Origin of the sequence: Pseudoalteromonas sp. 20-92 (genome assembly GCF_030847595.1) — a bacterium.
Classification (GTDB): Bacteria; Pseudomonadota; Gammaproteobacteria; order Enterobacterales; family Alteromonadaceae; genus Pseudoalteromonas; species Pseudoalteromonas fuliginea.
Map to the genome: position 1 here is coordinate 90,339 of NZ_JANJGQ010000004.1, position 25,598 is coordinate 115,936.

The window sequence follows — 25,598 nt, forward strand, 5'->3', positions numbered from 1 at the left end:
ACTATCCTTTATTACTAAATAACCTTCATTACTAAGTAACTTACATTTTTAAATAAAATGTTTTGCACAAAGCTATATAATCAGCAGTGTAGGTATTATCTAAGTTTCTAATACACAGGGTTGATGATTCTAAATCGCTTTTTACGTAGCTAAATGTCATTAAACTGCGGCTAATATCTTTATTGGGCGTGGCTTTTACTTGGCAGTGAGTATTTAAATAAAGCCCATTTTGAGTAGCAAGCTCAATAAATAATGCGCCTTCAACGCTTGGGAGTATTAAGTTAAAGCGAGAGCGACTATGGCTTAAACGTTTAAACGCATTTATTAACTCTTCAAAACTTAAGCCGTCGGTATGGCGCGCGGTATTACGCGCAGCATTCTCGCCTTTTAAACTGTGATTAAAATACGGCGGATTAGAGATAACCACGTCAAATTTAATTTCACTACTAAAGCTTTGAATAGTTTGGTGCTTAATACTTATTGTTGGCCACGGGCTATTAGCTATATTTTTTAATGCTTGGTTATGGGCGCTTTCGTCAATTTCTACCGCAGTTATATCAAGCTCATGACCACGTTGCTTACACATTAACGCTAATAAGCCGGTACCTGTGCCTATATCAAGTAGCGACCTTGCACCGCTTAAATTAGCCCATGCACCAAGCAAAATGCCATCGGTAGAAACTTTCATTGCACAGCGGTCGTGTTCAACTTTAAATTGTTTAAATACAAAACCAGACATTTTTTCACCTTTTCATTCACCAAGCGCAGCATAGCGCGTATAATCAGGGTAATTGTCCCTTATTTTAGACACTCTATGCAATTTTCTGAATTTGATCTTGATAACAAGCTACTCGATGCCATTAATAAAATGGGCTACGAGACGCCAACCAGCATTCAACAACAAGCTATTCCTGAAGCACTACAGGGGCGCGATATTTTAGCATCTGCGCCTACTGGTACAGGTAAAACAGCGGCATTTTTAATTCCGGCTATTCAGTACTTACTGGATTTCCCACGTCGTGACCCTGGTTTTGCGCGCGTCCTCGTTATGACCCCGACTCGTGAGTTGGCTTATCAAATTCATGAACAATGTGAACTACTAGCTAAACGCACACACCTAAAAATTGGTGTAGTAACGGGCGGTATTAACTACGGTACGCATAAAGAAATTTTTGAAAAAAATAACGATATTTTAATCGCCACACCAGGTCGATTAATGGAATACCTAGAAACCGAAAACTTTCATGCTGAACACGTAGAAATGCTTATTATTGATGAAGCAGATCGCATGTTAGATATGGGTTTCAAAAAAGAAATGAGCCGTATTTGTGACGAAGCTAAAAATCGTCGCCAATGTTTTTTATTCTCAGCAACACTTGAAGGTGACAGCGTAGAAAGGTTTGCTGAAAAAACATTAAACGACCCAGCTCTATTAGAAGCCGAATCGTCACGTAAAGAAAAAGCAAAAATTCATCAGTGGGTACATTTAGCCGACGATTATCATCATAAGCTTGAATTGTTAGTTAACACGCTAAAAAATCCTGACGTGACTAAAGCAATTGTGTTTGTTAAAACTCGCGAACGCTTAGAAACATTGATTGGTGAACTTACAACTAATGATGTAAAAGCAGCGTGGTTACGCGGCGAAATGCCACAAGACAAACGTATGAAAGCCATGGAAAACTTCCACAGTGGTAAAACAAGCATATTAGTTGCTACCGACGTAGCTGCACGTGGTATTGACGTATCTGACATCAGTCACGTTATTAACTTTGATATGCCGCGCACTGCCGACGTATATGTACACCGTATTGGTCGTACTGGCCGTGCTGGTAAAAAAGGCATAGCAATATCGTTAGTTGAAGCACATGACATTGGCATTTTATATAAAGTAGAGCGCTACGTTGAGCAAAAGTTAAAACGCCGTGTAATTAGAGGTGTTGAGCCACAGCATAAAGAAGCTAAGCCACCGGCTAAAAAGCGTAAAGATCCAGTAAAAATGAAAGCCAAGAAAAAGGCCAAGGTTAAAAAGAAGAAGTAACCTAAAACATTTTTATACTAAGCCGGCTTTTGCCGGCTTTTTAATGCAAGCCTTACAGGCTCTGGTGTTTGTACCATTATACCAATCCGCAATAATACTTAATCAATTTTAAGGATTAAATCTGACGCTAACTGCGTTAAAAAATTCTAATATAGAACAACTAAATAACGAAATTTTTGCCTTGTTATCGACACGATTTTCTTACCTCAAAATAAATCACTTAATTAAGCGAATTGGTATTACATATGTAACCCAAGCATGTAACTCATACCCATTTAAATGTAATTTTTGCCCACCTTAATTCCCACTTAATAAAATTATCTTATATTTCATAGCGTTAATATTGGCACCGAAATTGTAACTACAAAGATAACCTAGCCGATGGAATTTCCATTTTGTGGCTGCACGATTCACCGTAATGTAAGGATTAAGTTATGAACCGCTTCAAGTTAACTATCGCTTTAGTATCATTTTGTTGTTTATTTTTATTAGCTTGCGCTACAAAGGTAAGTGCAGCAACCAACATGGCAGTAGTAAGCAGTGTAGCCACTCAACCGAACCTACAACAAACTATCACCAACACCCTGCGAACTAACCCTAATCTAGCGTTAAGTGATATTCGTGTGCAGGTAAAAAATGGTGAAGTAGATTTATACGGTGAAGCACAAACTGGTTTTCAGCGCGCATTAGCTCAAAAGTTTTTAGAAAATATGGATGGTGTAAAAATCATTCGTAATAAAATTAGCGTTATTTAATACGTACCACATAAACCTATTTATATAACTAATTCGTAAGCGCGGCTTGTTACTCCAACACAAGCTGCGCTTTTTTATTTTAATTTTTCTAATTGTTTAGTCACATCACTTATTTTAAAACTACTTTTTTGCGAAGAATAACTATCAACAAATACCTCTTCGAAATTGCTCACTGTAGAATCTTCATTTAACTCAAAAGGAAAACCCTTAAGTTCCTTTGTTTTTGTGTTGAACTTATAAATAAAATTATTGCCACTCAAGCCAGCTGAAAAAATATATTGTTCATTATTCAACCACCCACCGGTTTGATGAAACAAACCGATATTAAACTGGTTAGTTGTTTGATGAAGTCCAACCTTGAGTATATGACTTTCATTAAATGCAGACTTGGTTATTTCAATTGTTGGTAAAAACCAAAAACCTTGGGTGTCACCTGCAAAAACGGCTAAAAACTCACCATCGGGAGACCAACTAACAAAGTTACTTTCAGACTTTTCCCTAGCGCATAAAATACCATCCGATCTGCAAAATTCTCGTAACTGCTCTTTTGCAATGTATACCGTTTTATTTGGTAGGGTAAGTGCGTTTATAGGGGTATCGTTCTTATTAAGAAAAAGTATTTCAGCAGTATTGTCATCTACATTTAATTTATAGCTCAAACCATACTTAAAATTATGTTTTTCACTCGTACTCTGCTTATTACTTATTGATGTACACCCAAGCATGAAGCTTAATAAAGTAAGGGTTATGAACTGTAGTAATGCTACTTTACGCATTGATAAACTATTTAAATTAATAATGGTCATATTGTAATCACATTATCAGTTATGGCAAATAACACGGTTATCATAATAAACAAAAACCGATTAAATTTGGCTTACCCTGTTCAGGCTTAATAATTATTAAAAGCATGTACTAAAAAGCGCAATTTTACTCTGTAAAAATGCGCTGTTGGTAAGTAACTATTTCCCAATGCTTTTGGCTAATGTGTTTTAACTAAATTACTCACTTTGGCTAGAGTCAGCACCGTCGCTACTATTTTTAGTTGATGACTGCGGGCTTATTTTATCGCTTATCATGGCATCGAGTTTCTCACCGCCCTTAATGCCAAAGTCGAGCGTACGAATTGGGAAAGGAATACTAATATCAGCTTCGTCGAGTGCCTGCTTAACGGCAACAACCCCTTTGTGGCGTACCGTCATAAAGTCAGGCTCGCCTGGGTATTTAATCCAAAACCATACCAGTAAGTTAATGCTGCTGTCGCCAAAACCTTCAGCGTATACGGCGGTTTCGTCTTTACGTATTACAAAGTCAAATTCATTTATTTTATCGGTAATAACTTGAGATGCTTTTTCTATGTCGTCGCCATACGAAATACCTACGGGTACTTCTATACGTCTTATACCTAGCGTGGTGTAGTTTTTTAGTACATTTCTAAATAAGACTTTGTTTGGTACAAGTATTAGTTGCCCGTAAAAGCTCTCTATTAGCGTGTTACGTAGGTTTATTGAATGTATTGAACCAAACACATCATCGGTTTCTATTACATCACCTGTTTTAAATGGCTTGCGTACGCCCATTGCTATACCAGCAATTAGGTTTTCGGTCATGTCTTGAAACGCAAAACCAATGGCCAAACCCACAATACCCGCACCAGCAAGTAGCGAAGTAACGGTGCCTTTTAGGCCAACAAAATCGAGCGCTATAAATAAACCTATGCACAACACAATAACTTTAAAAATTGATGCCATTAAATCGGCAATTTGTGTTGAGTCGAGAGAGCGGCGCAGTACGTTTTTCACCAGTTTGCCAGCAAAGCGCGCCAATATTGAAAACACAATGGCAATTACAATTGCCACTATAAAATTAGGGATATGGCTTATTACAACATCAAACCACCCTCCGAGCTTTTCCTCTATTAGCTTTTCGGCTTCGCCAACTGACGGAATACTGATCATTTTGTTTGCACCTATTTAGTTAGTGTTCTCATTAATATTAGATGAGGTTGCAAATATAACGCCAACATCAAAAAAGCCATGCAATGCATGGCTTTTCAATTGTTTATTTAAGCTTATGACCTAATTTTGTTCGTCGCGCATAAATACCGGCTCAAGCTCTTTAACCGTTGCCTCAGGGCTAAAGTAATAACCCGCTACAGTAAACTCTTTAAGTTGGCTTAATTGCGTTACTTTATTTTCGATAATGTAGCGCGCCATCATACCGCGTGCTTTTTTAGCGTAAAAGCTAATTACCTTGTATTGACCGTTTTTACAGTCTTTAAAGTGTGGGGTAATAATTTGTGCATTTAATGCTTTTTTATCTACCGCTTTAAAGTATTCGTTTGAAGCAAGGTTAACTAAGTATTGCGCGTCTTGTGCTTTTAATACTTCGTTTAGTTTGTTCGCTATTACGCTGCCCCAAAACTCGTATAAGTTTTTGCCACGCGAGTTTTCAAGCTTGGTGCCCATTTCAAGGCGATAAGCTTGCATTAAATCAAGTGGTTTTAATAAGCCGTATAAGCCAGAAAGGATACGTAAATGGTTTTGTGCGTAATCAAGCTCGCTAGCTTTAAGCGTGCTTGCATCTAAACCGCCGTATACATCACCATTAAAGGCAAGCACGGCTTGTTTAGCATTACTTTGTGTAAACGGCTGTGCCCACTCACTAAAGCGTGCTGCGTTAAGCCCAGATAGCTTATCGCTAATTTTCATTAAACTGCCAATTTGCGCTGGTGTTAGTTCACGGCATACTTTCATGAGCTCTTCGCTGTGCTCTAGTAATTCAGGCTGAGTGAACTTGTCTGTTGCGGGTGGCGTTTCGTAATCAAGATTTTTTGCAGGTGAAATAACAGTGATCATAGTTAGCTATTGACTTGTAATTTATTTAGTGTCAATTTCAACATTAAATGAAACGAAAAGCACGTTTTGTTTAAATAAATCCTCTCTTAATAACCCATGCATTACCGTTTTTTTATTGATCAGGACATAAGACCTATCAAGCATTGTCACACTGTTGCAGTATGGATTGTATATATTAAGAGTGATTAGATTTTTCTTTTAACTTGCTTGGAATGAGGAAAGCAAATGACTTCAGCTCTACAAAGGCTAAAACAACATTCATCTATCGTAGCCGACACTGGTGATATTGAAGCTATTAAAAAGCATCAACCAGAAGATGCAACTACAAACCCGTCGCTTTTATTAAAAGCGAGCGAGATTGAAGCATATAAGCCTTACCTAGATAAAGCTTGGAGCTATGCAAAAGAAACCGAGCAAGAGCCGGCTAAACAACTTGAATTAGCATGTGATTACTTTGCCGTATTACTTGGTAAAGAAATTAGCGCTATTGTACCTGGTTATATTTCTACTGAAGTAGATGCACGCCTTTCGTTTAATACGCAAGCTACGATTGATAAAGCACATACCCTACTTAGCCTTTACGAAAAAGAAGGTGTAAGCAAAGACAAAATTTTAATTAAAGTAGCGTCTACATGGGAAGGTATTAAAGCCGCTGAGCAGCTAGAAAAAGAAGGGACTAAATGTAACCTTACTTTATTATTTAGCGATGCCCAAGCCCGCGCGTGTGCCGATGCAAACGTATTTCTAATTTCGCCATTTGTTGGCCGTATTTTAGATTGGCACGTTGCTAACGGTATGGAAAAACCAACCGATCCGCTACAAGATCCAGGTGTTCAGTCTGTACGCAGCATTTTTGAATTTTACAAACGCCATGACTACAAAACAGTTGTGATGGGTGCAAGTTTCCGTAACACAGGCGAAATTATTGCACTTACAGGTTGTGACAAGCTAACTATTAGCCCTAATCTTTTAGAAGATTTAGGCAACCTTGAAGGCGCACAAGAATACTTGCTGCAAAGCGATGTTCCACAAGAGCCAAAACCAGAGCCATTAACAGAAGCACAGTTCCGTTGGTTACATAACCAAGATGCTATGGCTACTGAAAAACTAGCTGAAGGTATTCGCTCTTTTGCTGATGCACAAGAACAACTAGAGGCGCGCTTTAAAGCAATGTAATTTGCTATAATCGTGTTTTAAAAACGTCGCAATAGCGGCGTTTTTTTATGCCTAAAATACGCTACCCCTCTATATAATCTTCTTATACCAACCTGCATAAATCTTTGATCAATTTAACGAATTAAATTGCACTATAACGTCGTTAAATTTTTTTATTTAGAACAACTAGATACAAAAACTTTTGCCTAGTTCTAGCGTAATTTTCTTAACGTTAAATAGACCCCATACATAAGCAGATGGTATTATAAACCTTCATCAATTAATCACACTTATGTAACATAACTGTCACTTTTTTGTTCTATTTTAGCTAGGCCTGTGGTATAGGTATTCTTGAGGTCATAAATCAATAGGAGAAATTCATGGATAGCCTAAACGATATATTAGAGATATTAGAAGGTCCTGATACAACTAGAAAAACCTCTCAAAAGAATAAAAAAAGGAAGTGGCGTGAAATAGAAGCAATAAAAGACAAACAGCGCCTACGCAAAGAACTACAAGAACTAGATTATTTTACAGACAGTATTGCAATTGATGAGCTCGATTTTTAATTCAATACGCCCCAACTAAACAAAAAGGCTTCCAGAATCTGGAAGCCTTTTTTAATGGTTTAAACAATTTGAGTTCTTTGGAGTAAATTAGATTTGCCAGTTAATTGGCTTATCTCTTTGGGCTTGCAATAGCTCATTCGTTTGTGAGAAATGCTGACAGCCAAAAAAGCCTCTATGCGCCGACAGCGGCGATGGGTGTGGCCCTTTTAAAACATGATGGCGAGCGCTATCTATGCCTTTACCTTTTTTTTGTGCGTGTGCACCCCATAAAATAAATACCACACCTTCGCAGTGTTTATTAATATGCGCAATTACATTATCGGTAAATTGCTCCCATCCTAAATGCTTATGTGAATGCGCTTGCCCTTGTTCAACGGTCAATACTGTATTGAGTAAAAACACGCCCTGATCTGCCCAGCTTTGCAAGTCACCATGCTCAGGAATAATAAAATCGCTGATATCGGTAGCTAACTCTTTGTACATATTTTTAAGCGACGGCGGCAGCTTTTTTACATCAGGCAATACCGAAAAACACAAGCCATGCGCTTGCCCTTCTCCGTGGTATGGGTCTTGTCCTAAAATTACAACGCGTATGTCATTAAGTGCGGTGGCATCAAAAGCACTAAAAACTTGAGCTTCAGGTGGGTAAACAGCAATACCTTCATTGCGGCGATTAGCCACATACTCTAACGTTTGCTGCATGTAAGGTTGCTGTAATTCACTTTCTAAAAATGTAGCCCAATTGCTCATTGTGTACTCTTAATCTGTTTACGTGATACGTCTATTTTATCACACATATCCGCAAGTCCATCTAGCATGCGCACAGTAAAACGATGTAATAAATCGGCATTTACGCTAATAAATTGATCATTTTTAACAGCGGGTACTTCTGGCCACTTTTGCCAATTAACAACCGGCTGTGGCGTTTTTGATTTTTCATCAGGGATAATAATAACTTGCGGCTTAGTAACAATAACATTTTCGATACTAATTTGCGGGTAATCTGTAATGCTTTGTGCAAATACATTACTTACATGGCATGTTTCAATCAGTTGGCTTATCCATGTATTTTTACTTACTGTCATCATGGGCTCAGCCCATAACTGATAAAATCCGGTAATATTTTTTTTATCTTGCTGGCTTTTAACAATCGCGTTTAGCTTTTGTTTAAATGCGCTTGCCGCTTGCTGGCTTTGCTCAATATTCCCTGTAAATTCACCAAAAGTCAGTAACTCGTCGGCAACACCTGCGATTGTGGTGGGATTACTCAAATACACTTTTATACCTAAACGCTCTATTTGGGCTAAATCTTCGCTTTGATTTCCGCTTTTCCACGCAATAACTAAGTCAGGTTTAAGCGCCAATACTTTTTCAAGCGAGATGCCGTAATAACCCCCTATGCGCTCAATACTTTGGGCTTCACTTGGGTAGTCGGCGTAATCAACCGTGCCCACAATATTATCGCCCGCCCCTATGGCAAATAGGTTTTCGACTATATGTGGTGCAAGCGCGATTATCCGTAGCTTTTTAGAATCATTTGCCTGCTCTGCAAGTGCACTGCCCGACACACTAAAAAGCAGTAGCCCAATAAAAAACGCTTTAAGCATTAGTAATCAAACCCTTCTAGCGCTTTTATGCCTGAGTCGAATGCATGTTTTACATTACGCACTTCACTTACGGTGTCGGCAAGGTCGGTTAAAGTGCGGTGTGCTGCACGCCCTGTAATAATAACTGACTGCATTGGTGGGCGGTTATTAAGCGCTGTTACTACTTCATCTAAATCAACGTAGCCGTAGGTCACCATATACGTAAGCTCATCAAGTAATACTAAATCAATACTGCTATCAGCAAGCATGCGTTTTGACTCTTGCCATGTTGCTTGGGCGGCTGCAGTATCGGCTTCTTTATTTTGCGTATCCCAAGTAAAACCGGTGTTCATTACAACAAACTCAACGCCTGCACCTTGTAATAAATTACGCTCGCCACATTCCCACGTACCTTTAATATATTGGCAAACAGCGGCTTTTTTACCATGCCCAACGCAGCGTGCTACAACGCCAAAGCCCGAGGTTGATTTACCTTTACCGTTACCGGTAATTACCTGAAAGATACCTTTTACATCTTGCGCAGCGGCAACGCGCGCATCCACTTGTTCTTTTACTTTTTGTTGGCGCTGCTTGTGCTTATCGTTGTTTTGTTCAGTCATTATTGTGCCCTTCATAAATCGAGATAATTTGCTGTATATTTAAATGCGCTTCGCACATGGTTGCTAATCGTTCTAACTGCTGCTCGCGGTGAGCGGCAATACTTATTGGGTTAATTGAGGCGCTTGGTTTTACCCATTTTAAAATTTGCGATGTAGCATCGGCCTCATCAAATAAACCATGTAAATAAGTGCCTGCAATGGCGTTATCATCGCTAATAAAGCCATCAAACGTAAAACCATGTGGATGGCTTTCATCAAAGGTTAAAAATGGCTTATTAAGCGCTGCACCTTGGCTAATCCCTGCATGTATTTCGTAGCCACTACAGGGTGTTGATTGGTTATTTAAAAGCAGTGTAGCGGTTATTTTAGTTAATACTTTTTGTGCCGTTAGCGTGGTTTCAAAATCGCACAGAGCAAGCCCATTTACTTGCTTTAATGATGATTCAATACCCTCGGGATCGTTGAGCGTATTGCCCAGCATTTGCATGCCGCCACAAATACCAAGTACTTTACCACCATAGCGTAAGTGGCGTTTAATTTGAGTGTCCCAGCCTTCATTTTTCAAAAAACTTAAATCGCCCAGTACGTTTTTACTGCCTGGGAGAATGATCAGATCAACGTCTGGGATCGTTTGCGTATGGCGCACATAATTTATATTAATGTTTGGGTGCAAACGCAGTGCATCAAAATCGGTGTGGTTACTAATGTGTGGCACAAGCAGCACCGCAATATTAATTGTGGCGTTGGTTACGTTATTATCAATTGCGACGGCGTCCTCAGCATCAAGCGCGAGGTCATGCAAATAAGGTAATACGCCAAGTACGGGTTTGTTTGTGTATTCTTCAAGCCAATCAAGCCCGCCTTGTAGCAAACTCAAATCGCCCCTAAAGCGGTTTATAACAAAGCCCTTTACGCGCGCCTGTTCTGACTCGCTTAACAACGCAAGCGTACCTACCAAATGTGCAAACACACCGCCTTTATCTATATCGGCAATAATAATGACAGGGCAATCTACCTCTTCGGCGTAACCCATATTGGCAATATCGTTTTCACGCAGGTTTATTTCAGCAGGGCTACCCGCTCCTTCAACAAGGAGTAATTCAAAGCGTTTAGCTAAGCGGTTATGTGAGGTAATTACTGCATCCATCGCCACTTTTTTATAGTCGTGATATTTGCCCGCTTCCATATTGCTAATGGCTTTTCCGTGAATAATCACTTGTGCGCCCGTGTCGCTATTAGGTTTAAGTAATATAGGGTTAAAGTCTATTTCGGGCTCTACTTTAGCTGCTATTGCTTGCAAAGCTTGCGCACGACCAATTTCGCCACCATCTTTTGTTACTGCGCTATTAAGTGCCATATTTTGTGGTTTAAAAGGCGCAACCTTTACCCCTCGCTTAGCAAACGCTCTGCAAAGGGCTGCAACTAAAGTACTTTTACCAGCATCAGATGTAGTGCCTTGCACCATTAAGGTTTTCATTGAGTTACACCTTTCGCTTTCTAAAAAACAATAAGCTTAAAAAGAACACGCTACCAATAGCAGCGGTTATAACACCTACAGGTAACTCTTGGTTTTTTAGCAATGAGCGCGAAAGTACATCAACCCACACCATAAATGTACCGCCTACTAAGCTGGTTACTAGCAACCCCGCGATAGTGCCTTGGGAGATAAAAAAGCGCACAATATGCGGCACCATTAATCCTACAAACCCAATACCACCACACATAGCCACCAGCACAGCGGTAATTAATGAGCTTAAAACCAGCATAAGTATTCTAAAGCGCTGGACTCTAACACCTAATGTAATTGCGCTTTCATCGCCCAGTAACATCGCATTGAGCTGCCTTCTAAAGCTCAGCATTACAAACGTACATAATGTAATTACCAACAAAGGCAACCAAAGCGTTGCCCACTGCGCACGTGCAAAGCTGCCCAGTGTCCAAAATAGGATAGCGGCTACCGCCTGAGGGTCGCTCCAATAAAGCAACAAACTGGTAAATGCACTAAATAAAAACGACAGAGCAACGCCAGCTAATAACATTGACTCTACCTGTGTACTTTGCTGCCTGCCTGCAATCAATATTAATAAACTCATAGCGAGTAAGCTACCCAGCAGTGCCGCTGCCGATAGCATAAAGCCTGCGCTAATACCGGCAAATGCCATAAGTAACACCACGCCAAATGAGGCACCCGACGATATACCAAATAAGTAAGGATCGGCTAAAGGGTTGCGCGTTACCGTTTGTAAAATAAGTCCCGCAATTGCTAAACCTGAGCCTGCTAAAAAGGCGAGTAACGTACGTGGCATTCTTAGTTCAAAAATAATACGCGTATTAAAAGACGCATCATTTGAGAGTAAAAAACTATTAAGTACGTCTTGAAGCGAGGTTTCTGCGGCGCCAAAACTAAGTGCTGCAAATAAGCTAAATAAAGCAGCTGCAATACTTATACATAGTGCAAGTGAGTGACGAGTATTAACTGCACGCATATTATTCGTAACCATAAAAGTAAGTGATATGAGGGATGCTATTTCCCGACTTCGATATTTGCGGATGGTTATTTACTTGGGCGCATACACCAAAAACGTCGCCTAGCATGTTTTCGGTTAATACCTCACTTGGCGTGCCTGTATGTGTAATTTCACCATTTTTAATAACGAGCAGTTCATCACACATTGCAGAGGCTAGGTTTAAATCATGAAACGATGCAAATACAGTTACACCGAGCGATTTAGCCAGCTCCATAACTTGTATTTGGTATTTAACATCTAAATGGCTGGTTGGCTCGTCCATTATTAACAGCTGAGGTTGCTGGACTATCGCACGGGCTATCAAGGCACGTTGCTTTTCACCACCCGAAAGTGACTCAAAGCTTTGTTCGCTATGATCTGCCAACCCTACAGTGTTGATAGCTTGGGTGATTTTTTGTTTATCAATGTTAGTTACTGAGCTAAATAGCGATTTATGAGGCGTTAGCCCAAGCGCAATAACGTCAAATACACTTAAGTTAAATTGCGACGGAGTTTCTTGTAAAACAACCGCTACTTTTTTTGCGTACTCATCGCTTTTTAATTGCCAAATATCGGTGTTGTTAAATTCTACAACGCCATCACTGGGTTTACTAAAACGATATAAACAACGCAATAAGCTCGATTTACCAGCGCCATTGGGGCCAATCAAACCAACAAATTTACCTGTAGTTATTTTAAGGTCTATTTTTTTGAGAATCGTTTTATTGCCAATACCCCACGATACGTTTTTAACGTTTAGTAATGGTGTATTTAATGGCGTTTGAGTGTGCAATAGTCAGTCCTAGGCTAGGGTCTGTTGATCTTTCAAGGTTAAATTTGCAACAGTCTGTTTGGTATTTAGGCAAGGCAGAGCCTATGTAGTGTGGTTATTCCCCATAAATGGGCGATAACGTAGCATTAATGCCAAACAGGCGCTGCCCAAAGGGTTCTTCCTAGGGGCTATTTACTCTTTGTTGCTCGGTTTTTACTTAGCCCACTAGGTTACAAACCTCGCGCCGCGATTAAATAGCCCCTAGTTTGAACAAATTTTAATCCGCAAAGTTCGACAGACCCTAGGTTAAACTCACCAAAAATGCGATAAAAATACTAATGCACTACAAGAAAAATGAGTAAACCCGCTCGTTAAAAGAATTCATACCAATTGCATTAAATTAGTGATTTATTATAGCGACAAATAAACAGCTTAATAACAAGGCGGAAATTATGACATATAGTTGTTCTATATGAATAATTTTTAACGAAGTTAGTAAGTTATTTAATTCACTAAAAAGATCATGTTTTTAATAAAATTGGTACTATACCATTTGTATCTGACTTAAAGCTTTGCGCTAATTACAGTTGCGGGAACAGTCGAGGGCTCGCACCTCATTCCAAATTAAGCTCTATTATGGGCGGCTAAGTAAATAATTTAAAGCAAAAAAAACCGCACTCAAAAGAGTGCGGTTAAAAAGGGAGTGTTTTAACTAATTTAGCGAATAGTTAAAACTTGTATTCCATACCTAAGCCTAAGTAATCTTGGTCAACGTTGTTGTCCATGTCGAAGCCCGAGTAAAAACCAAATACTTTAATATTTTTATTTAACTTGTGATCAACACCTACTGAGATTGCTGACTTATCATCGCTGTCGTCAAAATCCATAGTTTGGTATTGCACTTTAAATGTATTGTTTCCCATTATGTAAGCTGCACTTAATAAGTACCCGTCAGCCTCTGCGCTGCCGTCTACTTTTTCTTGTGTTTGGTACATTGCGCCTACTTTAAAATCATTAATTTTACCTTGAACAGTTGCACGAACTACATCGTAGCCATTTACTTCACTATCAACACCAATTGATGCATATACTTTACTCTTTTTAAGTGAAGAATCGCCATAAGTAAGTCCTAGTGAATAGCCATTTTTTGCATCTTCATCATCTTCTGCAATAAAAGTAGCAAGTACTCTAAAATCTTCGTAAGTATTTGATGAATAAGTAACAGAATCACCTAAACGATTTTCGCCTTTAAATATACTTTTAATATCGCCTTCAAGGTCGCTAAATAAATCAACTTTACCTTGAGATAACTTAAGTGCAGTATCGTGTCGACCAACAACAACTTGGCCAAATGCACCTTTTAACCCTATATATTGGTTACGCGCAGAAATATTGTCATCATTATCACCCTTTGAGTCCGCATCAGACACGTCAACTTGAAACTCAAATTTATAAACAGCCTCTAAGCCCTCTGTTATCTTTTCAGAACCTTTAAGACCAAAGCGAGAATTATTACTTTTAATTTCAGTGAACGACCCTTCACCGTCATCAGATGATTGAATAGTTACATTCGCTTTGCCGTACACGTCTACATCAGCAAGAGCATTAAAAGATAAGCCACTTAATAGCGCTAAACATAAGCTCGATTTTACAAATTTCATGTTATTTCCTTGGATAATCACAAAAGACTAATTTTAAAACAGCAGCAGTTTGTCACTGTAAAATTACAGAAATATTACAATCGAAATATTTCTGTAATTTTAAATTAATAAAAGTGCATTAAATATGAAATCAAAATAACATCGATACTCAGCAACTCATTTGTACCTATAAATTAGGCTCCAGCGTCAAGCTAGGTGTCATTTGTGATAACAAATTTACCAACGTTTCTATTAATTCTTTCTGTTCATTATCTCTATGATAGGCAATAAATACATCTCGTGACGTATTTTTTACATCTTTAACATGAAATAAATCACCTTTATTTAAATGATGCTCTACAAGTACTTGAGGAATAAACGCACTCCCGCCGCACTGTAATATTAAATCAAGTGCTATACGACCAGTACTTGTTCTGAAGTAAGGCGGCGTTTTACCTGTAAACTGACGCGCATGCCAAAGTGAAAAAGTTGTTCCCCAATCAACATATACATATTGGTTATCAAAAAAGTTTTCGTTAGTTGCAGTATCATAGCCACTCACTGGAATAATAGGCAGTTCACAAATTCGCTCTACTACTAATTCATCTACTTTAGGCGGATCAAATAAAATGGCTAAATCGAGAGTTCGCTCTAACAGCAACCGAGTGCTTTCTTGTTGTGCTTTAACTTCTGCGACTAATGACACGCCCGGCATCGCCGATACAATATTTGTTATACCAAACTGTAAAAAAGCATCCCAAATATTAGGCGTTCCTGCTAAGCTAATTTGCTTATGCATATTATCGGCAAGCGCAACATCTACTTTGGCGCGTTGCATACCCGTAATAATCATTTGAGCATGTGGCAACAAACGCTCACCCGGCGCTGTAAGTTGAATATTATTACGCTGGCGTATAAATAAATTAACCCCAAGTCCCTGCTCTAGCTGACGAATCCTAAAGCTCACCGCAGATTGGGTGATATAAAGGTTTTCGGCCGCTTTACCAAAGTGACGTGTACGCACAACTTCAACAAATGTTTTTAATAAATCTATATCCAATTTTTTATCCTCACGATAAAAATAACTTGTTTAATAAATTGCCAAACTTGCATCATACTCCAGCTAATTACTAAGGCATGAGGATAAAGCTATGAGCAATGATATTTCACTACTTCGTCAAGCATTTGTTAGCCAACGTCAGTTTTATGATGATCACAACTTCCCACGCGGTTTTAGCCGTAGTGGAAACTTCACCTTATTAGAAGCCAGCATATTAGACCAACATGGCGTTGTTTTAAAAGGCTTACACAACAAAACTATTGAGCCTCAAAACGAACACCAAGAACAATTTTTAGCCGTAGCAATGGGGACTTTAGAGCCAACAAATCCGATTGAGCGTGCTTGGGTTAAATACCTTAAACTTACAACATGTAAGAGTAAGTTTCATACCCTATTTGGCCGCTCAAAAATATCAGGGCCAGCTCCTATAAGCCAAGAGTATTATTCTGAAGCAGATAACCTATAAGCTCTTCACTTATTTGCTTTTTTGCGTTTTAGCAGTTACAACTTGTATAAGCAAATACTTTTGCAAAAATATAAACAAGGTTGTGACGTGACGCGAAGAATACTAATAGTTGAAGATACGCCAACAATCGCGCGAGTGCAAAAGCACATCGCGCTTAAGGCTGGATATGAGGTTGATATAGCAGAATCATTGGCACAAACAAAAGAACTTATAAGTAAGAATAACTACTTTTGCGCTGTTGTCGATTATATTTTACCCGACGCCCCGTCAGGTGAAGCAGTACCCTGTACTGTACAGGCCGAAATTCCAACAATTGTTATGACGGGTAATATCGACAAAAAAACCCGTGAAACAGTAGAAAAATACCCAATAATTGATTACATCATTAAAGAGAATAAACAAGCTTATCAGTATCTCGAAAAACAATTATTAAGACTTCCTCGAAACGAAGACATAAAAGTGCTAGTTGTTGATGACTCTTTATCCACACGACAGTATATATGTAGCTTGTTAACCCGTCATAAATATCAAACTTTACAAGCTGAAGATGGTAAACAAGCACTTGTTATGCTTGAAACATCACCTGATATCTCCGTTATTATCACTGATAATGAAATGCCAAATATGAATGGTGATGAGTTATGTACCGAAATACGCCGCTTATATAACAATGATGAGAAAGCAATAATTGGTATATCAGGCGCTGATTCATCTGATTTATCGACGCTGTTTTTAAAAAATGGCGCAAATGATTACTTACATAAACCTTTCAATAGTGAAGAGTTTTATTGCAGGCTTAGCCAAAACGTCGATATGTTAACGCTTATAGCAACCATAAAAAAGCAAGCTAATACTGACTACCTTACTAAATTACCTAACCGTCGTTACTTTTTTGAAGAGGCAAAAAAGTCCCTTAAAAAAATTGAACTTGATGAAGGCAATGGCGCATTAGCGATGCTGGATATTGATCACTTTAAAGCAATCAACGATACCTATGGCCACGATGCAGGCGACGAAGTGTTAAAAGGTTTATCTATTTGTTTTAGCAAATACTTTAAAAAGTATTTAGTGGCACGCTTGGGTGGCGAAGAGTTTGCTGTTTATTTTGCCGATACAGATAAGCAAGAAGCACTTAAAAGATTAGAAGGCTTTAGGTATTTTATCGAAACAAACAGCCAAGAGTTTAGCAAAGCTAAAATTAAATTTACTATTTCTATTGGCTTTTCAATTGGACCTGTTTATCAAATTGATGAATTATTAAAACAGGCCGACTTAAAACTTTATGATGCAAAAGAAACTGGCCGTAACAAAATTATTAGCTAAAATAGTTAACTAGCCACTTGTGCTGTCGCCACTGCCGCTTTTTTTCGTTTGCGTGATTGATAGTAAGAATCCCAACTAAATATAGCAAGCGCACTCCAAATACATGCAAATGTAACTAACCTTTCTGCATCAAATACCTCACCGTAAAACACCACTGCGAGCATAAACATTAAGCTTGGCCCAATGTACTGAAAAAAGCCCAATGTAGTGTATTGCAAACGTTTAGCTGCGCCAGTAAAACACAATAACGGTAATGTAGTTATAATGCCCGCGCTAATTAGTAACGCATTAGTATGCCAATCGTTAGCGGGAAGGCTTGATGTGTCAGAAGGCGCCATTAACCACCAATAAACAAGCGCTACAGGTAATAATATAAGTGCCTCAAGCAATATCCCTGGCAGAGCTTCAACGGGGAGTTTTTTACGTAATAAGCCATAAAGTGCAAATGATATTGCCAATGAAAAAGCAACTACCGGAAACGAGCCAAAGCTAACGAGTTGCAATAATACTCCCGAAAACGCGAGTGCAACGGCAACGCCCTGAAACTTACGTAAACGCTCGCCTAAAAAAAGCATACCCAGCAATACATTTAACAATGGGTTTATGTAATACCCCAAGCTTGCATCCAGCATATGGTTATTATTTATCGCCCATATGAAAAGTCCCCAATTAAACCCCAGTAACGCTGAAGTAATAACAAGCATTAACACTAGTTTGGGCTGAACAATAATACGCTTTATTTTGTGCCAATATTTAAGAATACTTACCACAAGTACTAAAAAAACGACAGACCAAACAACGCGATGCATTAATATTTCAAAAGCTGACACATGCTGGATAAATTTAAAGTATATAGGTGCTAACCCCCACATCACAAATGCTAGGCAAGCAAAAACAGCGCCTTTACGCTGCTCTGTATCAATAGACATAATAAAAACACTTAGTGATACTAAAAGGTCGCTAGTTTACTCTCCATGGATTGTTTATCCAACTAAATACGTACCAGTACCAAACGCAATTTGAATTGCTTTTTCATTATGTAACTCCATTCGACATACACACACTTTGTTGCCTGAACGAATAAGCGTTGCACTCGCGGTGAACACTTCGCCTTTGCCTGGACGTAAATAATCGGTGCGTAAATCGATGGTTCCAAGCGTAGCTAGCCTCGCTTGCACACTACCAATATCTAAGTCTGTTAATTTATCAATCACACTTGCTGCAGCAAGCATTCCTCCCACATTATCAAGCACGGCTGAAATAACACCTCCGTGTAATATTTTTTGCGCTGGATTACCAATAAATACATCCTGCCAAGGAAAGGTAATTTTTGCTTGTTCAGGACTCAGTGATTCTACCGATATTTGTAAAAACTGATTAAACGGCATGCCATTTACAAACAACGCCCCGACTTGTTCAATTAACATTTCTTTATTCATTATTATTCTCTATGCCAAAACTGGTAAGATGAGTAAAACATACATAGTGTAAAACTACGAGACTCCACTTAAATAATTCATCAAGTAACTCAGCTAAAGACATCTCGTTAAAAAACCACTAAAATACCCGCCAATGAATACATTAACACCACCTTCTAGTACGCTTGTGCGTAAACCAGAGACTGTCCTCAAACAAGTGTTTGGCTACAGCGAATTTCGCGACGGTCAAAAAGCAGTTATTGATGCAGCTATAAATGGGCATGACTCACTTGTATTGCTACCCACAGGTGGTGGGAAATCTGTGTGTTATCAAATACCCGCTTTAGTGCTTGAAGGCGTAACCATTGTTATATCTCCGCTTATATCGCTAATGCAAGATCAGGTAACGCAACTCCAAGCACTTGGCGTGAAAGCCGCTTACGTTAATAACAGCTTAGCGCGAGAAGAACAGCAATTGGTGTATCAACAACTTCACCAAGGTTTAATTAAACTATTATATGTTGCGCCTGAAAAAGTATTGCAGCGTGACTTTTTAGAGCGTTTATCGCATTTAAATGTGAGCTTATTTGCCATTGACGAAGCGCACTGTGTGTCGCATTGGGGTCACGATTTTAGACCTCATTACTTTCGCTTAAACGAATTAAAGCAACGTTTTGCACATGTTCCTATGATGGCGCTTACCGCCACGGCTGATAAAGCGACCCGGTTTGATATCGTTGAGCAACTCAAACTACAGCAGCCTTATATTCATACTGGTAGCTTCGATCGTCCCAATATTCGTTACACCATAGAAGAAAAATTTAAACCTATGGTGCAACTGCTTCGCTACTTAAAAGAACAAAAAAACCAAAGCGGTATTATTTATTGCACCAGTCGTAAGCGCGTAGACGACATTGCTGAAAAACTTGCAGACGCAGGGCTAAACGCTGCCGCTTACCATGCAGGTATGAGCAACGAACAACGACAATTTGTGCAAACTGGGTTTGCCCGCGACGACATTCAAATTGTAGTAGCAACTGTTGCTTTTGGGATGGGGATTAATAAACCTAACGTACGCTTTGTATTGCATTACGATATTCCAAAAAGTATAGAGTCGTACTATCAAGAAACAGGACGAGCTGGGCGAGATGGCCTTGCCGCAGAAGCCATCATGTATTTTGATCCGGCTGATATTGGCCGTGTAAGGCGCTTTTTTGAAGACATTGATGACGAACAACGTCGCCGTGTAGAAGAACAACGCTTTAACGCCATGGCTAGCTTTGCTGAAGCACAAACGTGTCGCCGCCAAATATTGCTAAACTACTTTAGTGAATACCAGCGCGAACCTTGTGGCAACTGTGATATCTGCTTAAACCCACCTAAAAGCTTTGATGGTACGTTAGTCGCACAGCAAGCGCTTTCGTGTGTGTATAGAGCTGAGCAACGTTTTGGCCTAGGTTATATTGTAGAATTACTTCGCGGTGCAAACACGAGCCGCATACGCGATAACAACCATCATGAGTTAAGTACTTACGGTATCGGTAAAGATAAAAGCAGTGAATTTTGGCTTAGTATTTTACGTCAACTTATTCATCAGGGTTTACTAAGCCAAGATATAACACAAGGTGCGTCACTTAGGTTAACAGAAGCCGCGCGTGCAATTTTAAAAAGTGAATATGCTTTGCAATTGGCTGAACCTCGCCTGCAAGCCAAGCACGTGTACCAAGATAAATTAGCGCAATTTAATTATGATAAAAAGCTCTTTGCCCGCTTAAGAGCACTGCGTAAAGAACTTGCTGATGCCGACGATGTACCACCGTATGTAGTATTTAATGATAAAACCTTGGCTGAAATGGCGCAGCTTATGCCAACAAATGACAGTGAGTTTTTAAAAGTGTCGGGAGTTGGTTTCACTAAATTAAATAAATATGGCGGCGCCTTTTTAACTGCAATTCGTAATTACTTAGCTACAAATTAAGAGCATTATGACAAAAATAGAATACGACCATACTCATAAATGTATTGTAATTACGCCCATCGAGCCTCCGCATGACGAAGACTTTGAGCTGTGGAGTACATTATTTTTACATTCAGACGATATAACGCTCAACGAGTATTCTGCTGGTGCTGACCGTCATCAAGTTCGCTTTAGCTACCAGCAGCAAACCTTTAATTTAAACTATGAGCACTACAGCCAAAGTATTTGGATAAATGGAGAAGGCACTGAAGCCGCTCATCTACTTGCTGCACTCACCTTTTATTTAAGTTAGCGGCTTTAGTTCAAAGTCCTTATATTTAATTTTCAAACTCAATACTTTTAACTTACATTTTAGTAACTATGATGTAAGCTGATATTACGGTAGTAATTTGCTACGTAGCAGTAAAGGGTTTGAATGGTAACTAAGAAATGGATCACACAGTACTGTATTAGCTTAAGTATTTTAGCCTTATTCATGCAAAGCGCATTAGCACAAACTCATGATAATACTCGTTGCCAAGTTGAAAAGTTAGACCACTCTAATAATAAAAACTTACGCCGCCAACTCAACGACGATATCTCCATTGTAAGCGCTAAACCCAATGCTAAAATTGCCACTATTTCACTTAAGCAACTCAATGTATTTAATACCGAACTCGAAGAAGAAAATAATGCATTATTTCGCTTTGCCAACCGCGCACATATTCAAACCGAACCGGATGTAATTAATAACCTCCTACTGTTTGCCACCGGCGATAAATATGATGCTAAAAAATTAGCTGAATCAGAACGCCTCCTACGCAAAGAAAGTTACTTATATGACGCCCAAATTAGTGCAACTGAGAACTGCGATGGTGACATTGATGTAAAGGTAGTGACTCGTGATTTATGGACGCTTCTACCTGAAATAAACTTTAGCCGCAGCGGTGGTGAAAATAAATCAAGCATTGGCTTTAGAGAATCAAACCTCTTTGGTTGGGGTAAACGCCTATCGTTTTCACGCACTACCGATAGCGACCGCAGTGGTTACTTATTTGTTTACGACGATCCTAATATTTTATCTACTCGCTACCGCGGCCGTCTAGAGTACGCCGATAACAGCGATGGCAAGCGCCATTTACTTGAGTTAACCTATCCATTTTACGCAATTGACACCCCTCTTAGTTACGGTATTTTAAGCTATTCAGAACAGCGCGAAGAGTCATTATATAAACGCGGCGAAGAGTTTAGCGAATTTGATCAAACTAGCGATTTAAACAGTGCATTTATAGGGCACTCTAAAGCGCTTAGTAATAACTGGACCCAGCGCTTAACCTTAGGTTATACCGACGAGCAGCATACCTTTGAAGCTATAGACACCACCTTTGCACCACTTGCCGATGACAGAAGTTTAAGTTACCCATTTATAAGCGGCCACTGGTTTGAAGATAACTTTATAAAAGTACGCAATTTCGACAGTATGTACCGCACTGAAGATTTAAACCTAGGCTGGAATGTTAAAGCCCTTGTTGGTTACTCTGATGAATCTTTGAGTGATGATGATAGTCGTGCTATTTATTCATTAAATTTTAAAAAAGCACATTTTTCTGGCGATAATACTCTATGGCGTTTTAACACAGACATTGAAGGATATTGGAATAAAGAACACAAACAATTAGAAAACTTTAGGGCCACTAGTCAAATTCAATACTACTTAAACACCAGTGTTGATCAATCGTGGTATGTAAAAGGGCGTTTGCAATATGCTAAAAACTTAACTGCCGACCAACAACTTACTTTGGGTGGTGAAACTGGTTTACGAGGCTACCCTATGGATTATCAACACGGCGATCGCAGTTTTTTAGTTAGTTTAGAAAAACGCTATTATTGGGAGTACGATTTGCTTCAGCTATTTAAAGTAGGTGCCGCTGGGTTTATTGACGTTGGCCGTGCGTGGTTTAACGACAAAGATAATGGCGAGAACGATCACGTACTTAAAAATGTTGGTATAGGTTTGCGCTTAGCCCCAAGCAGAGCTAACGCAGGTACTATGATCCACATTGACATCGCCGCACCGCTTGATAGTTACGACGATGTAGACTCAGTACAATGGTTAGTTAATGTGAAAAAATCTTTTTAAATAACTATTTCGCATCATCTTAAAACGTTAAACTAATTACTTAATTATTACTTACTCCCCATATGAGAATGTATTTTGGAACCGTTAGAGATTTTAGATTTTTTTGGTACACAATATAAACTGATTGTGACCCTAATCGCCTTACTACTTTATCCGTTGCTATTAAAGCTGACTAAAAAGCTTCTCGAAAAAACTATTAAGGGTAAAGTAGATTTACATCACAAATCGCGCGCAGAACTACTGCTTAAAATAATACTTGCCTGTGTAATGATATGCTTAGTACTGGTATTTTGGGGCATTGAATTACGTGGCTTACTTGTACTTGGCTCCTCATTATTTGCCATGCTAGGTGTTGCACTTTTTGCCGCATGGTCGTTATTAAGTAACTTAACTGCATTCTTATTAATGTTTATTCAAAACGACTGCCGCGTTGGTTATTGGGTACGAATTATTGATGGCGCGAATCATGTTGAAGGTCGCATTGTCGAAATGGGTTTGATGAATGTAGTACTTGAACACATTGATGGCCATCGTGTTATTTATCCTAACAATTTATTTGTGACGCGCCCTGTCATAGTTTTAAATAAAGAACCAAAACCAACAAAAACGCCTGTTATAAAGCGTATTATTGGCCCTAAAAAAACATAGTTAAAAAATAATAGTCACAAAAAAGCCGCAGAAGGTAATTACCTTCTGCGGCTTTTTAATGCTTAACTAAACAGAACTTAGGTTAACGATTAATTATTTAGTTCCGCAGTTTTAAGTTCGTCATCTAAATCATTTATTTCGTCTATAAAGCTCTCTAGCTGCTGCTCAACTAAACCATTGTCACTCGCAAAGTAAGCTAGATGAAAGACTGCATCGCCCTCATTTACTAATGGCATCGTTTGTTGGCCAATAACAATCCCACCTTTAGGTGCTAAAAGCTCAAGTTCAGAGTCACCCAACGGACTACTAATATAAGCAAGTATTTGGCCCTTAATTACACGTTCGCCCAATGATACTTGAGCACGAACAATGCCATCAACTTCTGCGCGTATCCAACTTGTAGAACCTGCAATAATCGGATCTGGTAACTTTTTCGGGCGTTTGCCACGAATCATTTTTAAATGACGCATAACATAATCAACGCCCTGCACACCGGCTGCAATTGCAATAGGATCAAATCGTAGTGCTTCACCTGCTTCATAGGTTATAACAGGTATGCCTAAGTTAGCCGCTTCGCTGCGAAGAGAGCCATTACGCAGTGATGCATCTATAACCGCTGGCGTGCCAAATGCTTTAGCCATTTCAGCTGTTGCTTCATCTGCTAAATTAGCACGAATTTGTGGCAAATTAGTCCGGTGAATAGCCCCCGTATGTAAATCAATGATATGCGTACAATGTACTGCTACTTGATTAAAAAACATATAAGCCATACGTCCTGCTAACGAGCCACGTTCAGAGCCTGGGAAACTGCGGTTCATATCACGTCGATCTGGTAAGTAACGCGATTTATGAATAAAGCCAAACACATTCACAATAGGCACAGCGATTAACGTGCCACGTAACTGACTAGGATCTATTTTAGCAAGTAACTGGCGTACAACTTCGACGCCATTTAGCTCATCACCATGAATAGCAGCACAGACCATTAGCACAGGTCCTTCCATTACACCATTTACCACTTCTATAGGAATATTAAGTGGTGAATGGGTGTAAAGCTTTGCGGCTTCTAAGGCAAGCGTTTTACGCTCGCCTACGCCAATCTGTTCACCTAATAAGGTAAAAGGACGGTTAATTTTAACCTTTGCCACGTGTTGCTGTTCCTTTACTTGAAGCATTCTTTTCGATGAAGTCAATCACCATACCTGCAATATCTTTACCTGTTGCGATCTCAATACCCTCAAGACCAGGTGATGAGTTTACTTCCATCACAAGTGGCCCACGAGATGAGCGAAGTAAATCGACACCAGCCACATTTAAGCCCATTGATTTAGCGGCTGCAACTGCTGTTTTACGCTCCTCAGGAGTAATACGTACTAATGTCGCGCTACCACCACGGTGAAGATTAGAACGGAACTCACCTTCTTGTGCTTGGCGCTTCATTGCTGCAATTACTTTATCGCCCAATACGAAACAACGAATATCTGCACCACCTGCCTCTTTAATATATTCCTGAACCATAATATTAGCTTTTAAGCCCATAAATGCTTCAATAACACTTTCAGCCGCTTTACGCGTCTCAGCAAGTACAACACCAATGCCCTGTGTACCTTCAAGTAATTTAATTACAACAGGTGCACCGCCTACCATTTCTAGTAAGTCTTTTACATCATCTGGTTTGCTAGCAAAACCTGTTACTGGCATACCAACGCCTTTGCGCGAAAGTAACTGAAGCGAGCGCAATTTGTCGCGCGAACGAGAAATTGCCACGGATTCGTTTACAGGGTAGACACCCATCATTTCAAACTGACGAAGTACCGAGCAACCATAAAATGTAACCGATGCACCAATACGCGGGACGATTGCGTCAAATTCTTTTAAATTTTCACCGCGATAGTGAATTTCTGGTTGCTCTGAATTTATATTCATATAACAGCGTAGTGCGTCGATTACTTTAACTTCATGGCCACGCGCTTCTGCCGCTTCGATTAAACGACGTGTTGAATATAATTTTTTGTTACGAGATAAAATACCGATTTTCATAGTTAAAACCTTAACTAAATTGTATGCATTAATTATTTATGGC

At 39.2% G+C, this 25,598-nt stretch carries 26 protein-coding genes and 1 riboswitch; of the genes, 10 read left to right on the plus strand and 16 right to left on the minus strand.

What is annotated here, in order from left to right; genetic code table 11:
* Positions 1-40: 40 nt before the first annotated feature.
* Complete coding sequence (locus NRL14_RS05690) at positions 41-739, minus strand: tRNA1(Val) (adenine(37)-N6)-methyltransferase (RefSeq protein ID WP_306724195.1); 699 nt, start codon at positions 737-739, stop codon at positions 41-43.
* 75 nt (positions 740-814) lie between these two features.
* Here NRL14_RS05690 and srmB point away from each other — a divergent pair, with 75 nt between their 5' ends.
* Together srmB and NRL14_RS05700 are read left to right on the plus strand one after the other, a co-directional pair.
* The gene (srmB, locus tag NRL14_RS05695; protein ID WP_007376476.1) at positions 815-2,041 is read left to right on the plus strand and encodes an ATP-dependent RNA helicase SrmB; all 1,227 of its coding nucleotides are present in this window, start codon (positions 815-817) and stop codon (positions 2,039-2,041) included.
* Positions 2,042-2,475: 434 nt separating this feature from the next.
* Positions 2,476-2,796, plus strand: coding sequence for a BON domain-containing protein (locus tag NRL14_RS05700; protein ID WP_033015799.1), 321 nt, complete (start codon positions 2,476-2,478; stop codon positions 2,794-2,796).
* A 74-nt stretch (positions 2,797-2,870) separates the two neighbouring features.
* Here the strand turns inward: NRL14_RS05700 and NRL14_RS05705 are convergent, their stop codons facing one another.
* The 3 genes from NRL14_RS05705 to yaaA form a co-directional block, all read right to left on the minus strand.
* Positions 2,871-3,602, minus strand: a complete 732-nt coding sequence (locus tag NRL14_RS05705) for a hypothetical protein (RefSeq protein WP_306724196.1) — start codon at positions 3,600-3,602, stop codon at positions 2,871-2,873.
* Between the two features lie 195 nt (positions 3,603-3,797).
* A complete protein-coding gene (locus NRL14_RS05710; RefSeq protein WP_306724197.1) occupies positions 3,798-4,754 on the minus strand; it encodes a mechanosensitive ion channel family protein in 957 nt (318 codons plus the stop codon).
* A 120-nt stretch (positions 4,755-4,874) separates the two neighbouring features.
* A complete protein-coding gene (gene yaaA / locus NRL14_RS05715) occupies positions 4,875-5,654 on the minus strand; it encodes a peroxide stress protein YaaA (protein WP_039488339.1) in 780 nt (259 codons plus the stop codon).
* Positions 5,655-5,879: 225 nt separating this feature from the next.
* On the opposite strand from yaaA, the gene tal reads away from it, so the two are divergent.
* Entirely contained in the window at positions 5,880-6,830 is a 951-nt protein-coding gene (gene tal, locus NRL14_RS05720; RefSeq protein WP_008136388.1) for a transaldolase, read from the plus strand.
* Positions 6,831-7,189: 359 nt separating this feature from the next.
* On the plus strand, positions 7,190-7,378 hold the full coding sequence (locus NRL14_RS05725) for a DUF3545 family protein (RefSeq protein ID WP_002961395.1): 189 nt from the start codon (positions 7,190-7,192) through the stop codon (positions 7,376-7,378).
* A gap of 87 nt (positions 7,379-7,465) precedes the next feature.
* On the opposite strand, the gene ung is transcribed toward NRL14_RS05725, so the two are convergent.
* From ung to NRL14_RS05765, 8 genes are all read right to left on the minus strand, one after another.
* A complete protein-coding gene (gene ung / locus NRL14_RS05730; protein WP_306724198.1) occupies positions 7,466-8,128 on the minus strand; it encodes a uracil-DNA glycosylase in 663 nt (220 codons plus the stop codon).
* Positions 8,125-8,985, minus strand: a complete 861-nt coding sequence (locus NRL14_RS05735) for a cobalamin-binding protein (protein ID WP_306724199.1) — start codon at positions 8,983-8,985, stop codon at positions 8,125-8,127. Before NRL14_RS05735 ends, ung begins: the two co-directional genes overlap by 4 nt.
* A complete protein-coding gene (cobO, locus tag NRL14_RS05740; RefSeq protein ID WP_007376484.1) occupies positions 8,985-9,584 on the minus strand; it encodes a cob(I)yrinic acid a,c-diamide adenosyltransferase in 600 nt (199 codons plus the stop codon). The genes NRL14_RS05735 and cobO overlap by 1 nt, the downstream gene beginning before the upstream one ends.
* On the minus strand, positions 9,577-11,061 hold the full coding sequence (locus NRL14_RS05745) for a cobyric acid synthase (RefSeq protein ID WP_306724200.1): 1,485 nt from the start codon (positions 11,059-11,061) through the stop codon (positions 9,577-9,579). The genes cobO and NRL14_RS05745 overlap by 8 nt, the downstream gene beginning before the upstream one ends.
* Positions 11,062-11,065: 4 nt before the next feature.
* Entirely contained in the window at positions 11,066-12,070 is a 1,005-nt protein-coding gene (locus tag NRL14_RS05750) for an iron ABC transporter permease (RefSeq protein WP_007376486.1), read from the minus strand.
* Between the two features lies 1 nt (position 12,071).
* A complete protein-coding gene (locus tag NRL14_RS05755; protein ID WP_007376487.1) occupies positions 12,072-12,884 on the minus strand; it encodes an ABC transporter ATP-binding protein in 813 nt (270 codons plus the stop codon).
* A 511-nt stretch (positions 12,885-13,395) separates the two neighbouring features.
* Positions 13,396-13,530, minus strand: a riboswitch (cobalamin riboswitch).
* Between the two features lie 61 nt (positions 13,531-13,591).
* The gene (locus NRL14_RS05760) at positions 13,592-14,524 is read right to left on the minus strand and encodes a porin (protein ID WP_007376488.1); all 933 of its coding nucleotides are present in this window, start codon (positions 14,522-14,524) and stop codon (positions 13,592-13,594) included.
* A gap of 166 nt (positions 14,525-14,690) precedes the next feature.
* Complete coding sequence (locus NRL14_RS05765) at positions 14,691-15,563, minus strand: LysR family transcriptional regulator (protein WP_033031370.1); 873 nt, start codon at positions 15,561-15,563, stop codon at positions 14,691-14,693.
* 91 nt (positions 15,564-15,654) lie between these two features.
* On the opposite strand from NRL14_RS05765, the gene NRL14_RS05770 reads away from it, so the two are divergent.
* Together NRL14_RS05770 and NRL14_RS05775 are read left to right on the plus strand one after the other, a co-directional pair.
* A complete protein-coding gene (locus NRL14_RS05770; RefSeq protein WP_007376490.1) occupies positions 15,655-16,029 on the plus strand; it encodes a DUF413 domain-containing protein in 375 nt (124 codons plus the stop codon).
* An 87-nt stretch (positions 16,030-16,116) separates the two neighbouring features.
* Positions 16,117-17,352 (plus strand): response regulator, encoded by a 1,236-nt coding sequence (locus tag NRL14_RS05775; protein ID WP_306724201.1) that lies wholly within the window; start codon positions 16,117-16,119, stop codon positions 17,350-17,352.
* 5 nt (positions 17,353-17,357) lie between these two features.
* On the opposite strand, the gene rarD is transcribed toward NRL14_RS05775, so the two are convergent.
* Both rarD and NRL14_RS05785 read right to left on the minus strand, forming a co-directional pair.
* Positions 17,358-18,281, minus strand: coding sequence for an EamA family transporter RarD (gene rarD, locus NRL14_RS05780; protein ID WP_033031372.1), 924 nt, complete (start codon positions 18,279-18,281; stop codon positions 17,358-17,360).
* Between the two features lie 54 nt (positions 18,282-18,335).
* Positions 18,336-18,791, minus strand: a complete 456-nt coding sequence (locus NRL14_RS05785) for a thioesterase family protein (RefSeq protein ID WP_007376493.1) — start codon at positions 18,789-18,791, stop codon at positions 18,336-18,338.
* 133 nt (positions 18,792-18,924) lie between these two features.
* Between NRL14_RS05785 and recQ the strand changes: the two genes are divergently transcribed.
* The 4 genes from recQ (at position 18,925) to NRL14_RS05805 (ending at position 23,515) form a co-directional block, all read left to right on the plus strand.
* The gene (gene recQ, locus NRL14_RS05790; protein WP_007376494.1) at positions 18,925-20,748 is read left to right on the plus strand and encodes a DNA helicase RecQ; all 1,824 of its coding nucleotides are present in this window, start codon (positions 18,925-18,927) and stop codon (positions 20,746-20,748) included.
* A gap of 7 nt (positions 20,749-20,755) precedes the next feature.
* Positions 20,756-21,040, plus strand: coding sequence for a DUF3630 family protein (locus NRL14_RS05795; RefSeq protein ID WP_306724202.1), 285 nt, complete (start codon positions 20,756-20,758; stop codon positions 21,038-21,040).
* A 123-nt stretch (positions 21,041-21,163) separates the two neighbouring features.
* On the plus strand, positions 21,164-22,867 hold the full coding sequence (locus NRL14_RS05800) for a ShlB/FhaC/HecB family hemolysin secretion/activation protein (protein ID WP_306724203.1): 1,704 nt from the start codon (positions 21,164-21,166) through the stop codon (positions 22,865-22,867).
* Between the two features lie 75 nt (positions 22,868-22,942).
* The gene (locus NRL14_RS05805; protein ID WP_306724204.1) at positions 22,943-23,515 is read left to right on the plus strand and encodes a mechanosensitive ion channel domain-containing protein; all 573 of its coding nucleotides are present in this window, start codon (positions 22,943-22,945) and stop codon (positions 23,513-23,515) included.
* Positions 23,516-23,604: 89 nt separating this feature from the next.
* On the opposite strand, the gene NRL14_RS05810 is transcribed toward NRL14_RS05805, so the two are convergent.
* Together NRL14_RS05810 and rimK are read right to left on the minus strand one after the other, a co-directional pair.
* Positions 23,605-24,663 carry a succinylglutamate desuccinylase/aspartoacylase family protein gene (locus NRL14_RS05810; protein ID WP_007376498.1) on the minus strand — a complete coding sequence of 353 codons (1,059 nt, stop codon included), beginning with the start codon at positions 24,661-24,663 and terminating at the stop codon, positions 23,605-23,607.
* Positions 24,650-25,555: a 30S ribosomal protein S6--L-glutamate ligase gene (gene rimK / locus NRL14_RS05815; RefSeq protein WP_007376499.1), complete on the minus strand. Its 906-nt coding sequence runs from the start codon at positions 25,553-25,555 to the stop codon at positions 24,650-24,652. Before rimK ends, NRL14_RS05810 begins: the two co-directional genes overlap by 14 nt.
* Positions 25,556-25,598: the final 43 nt, after the last annotated feature.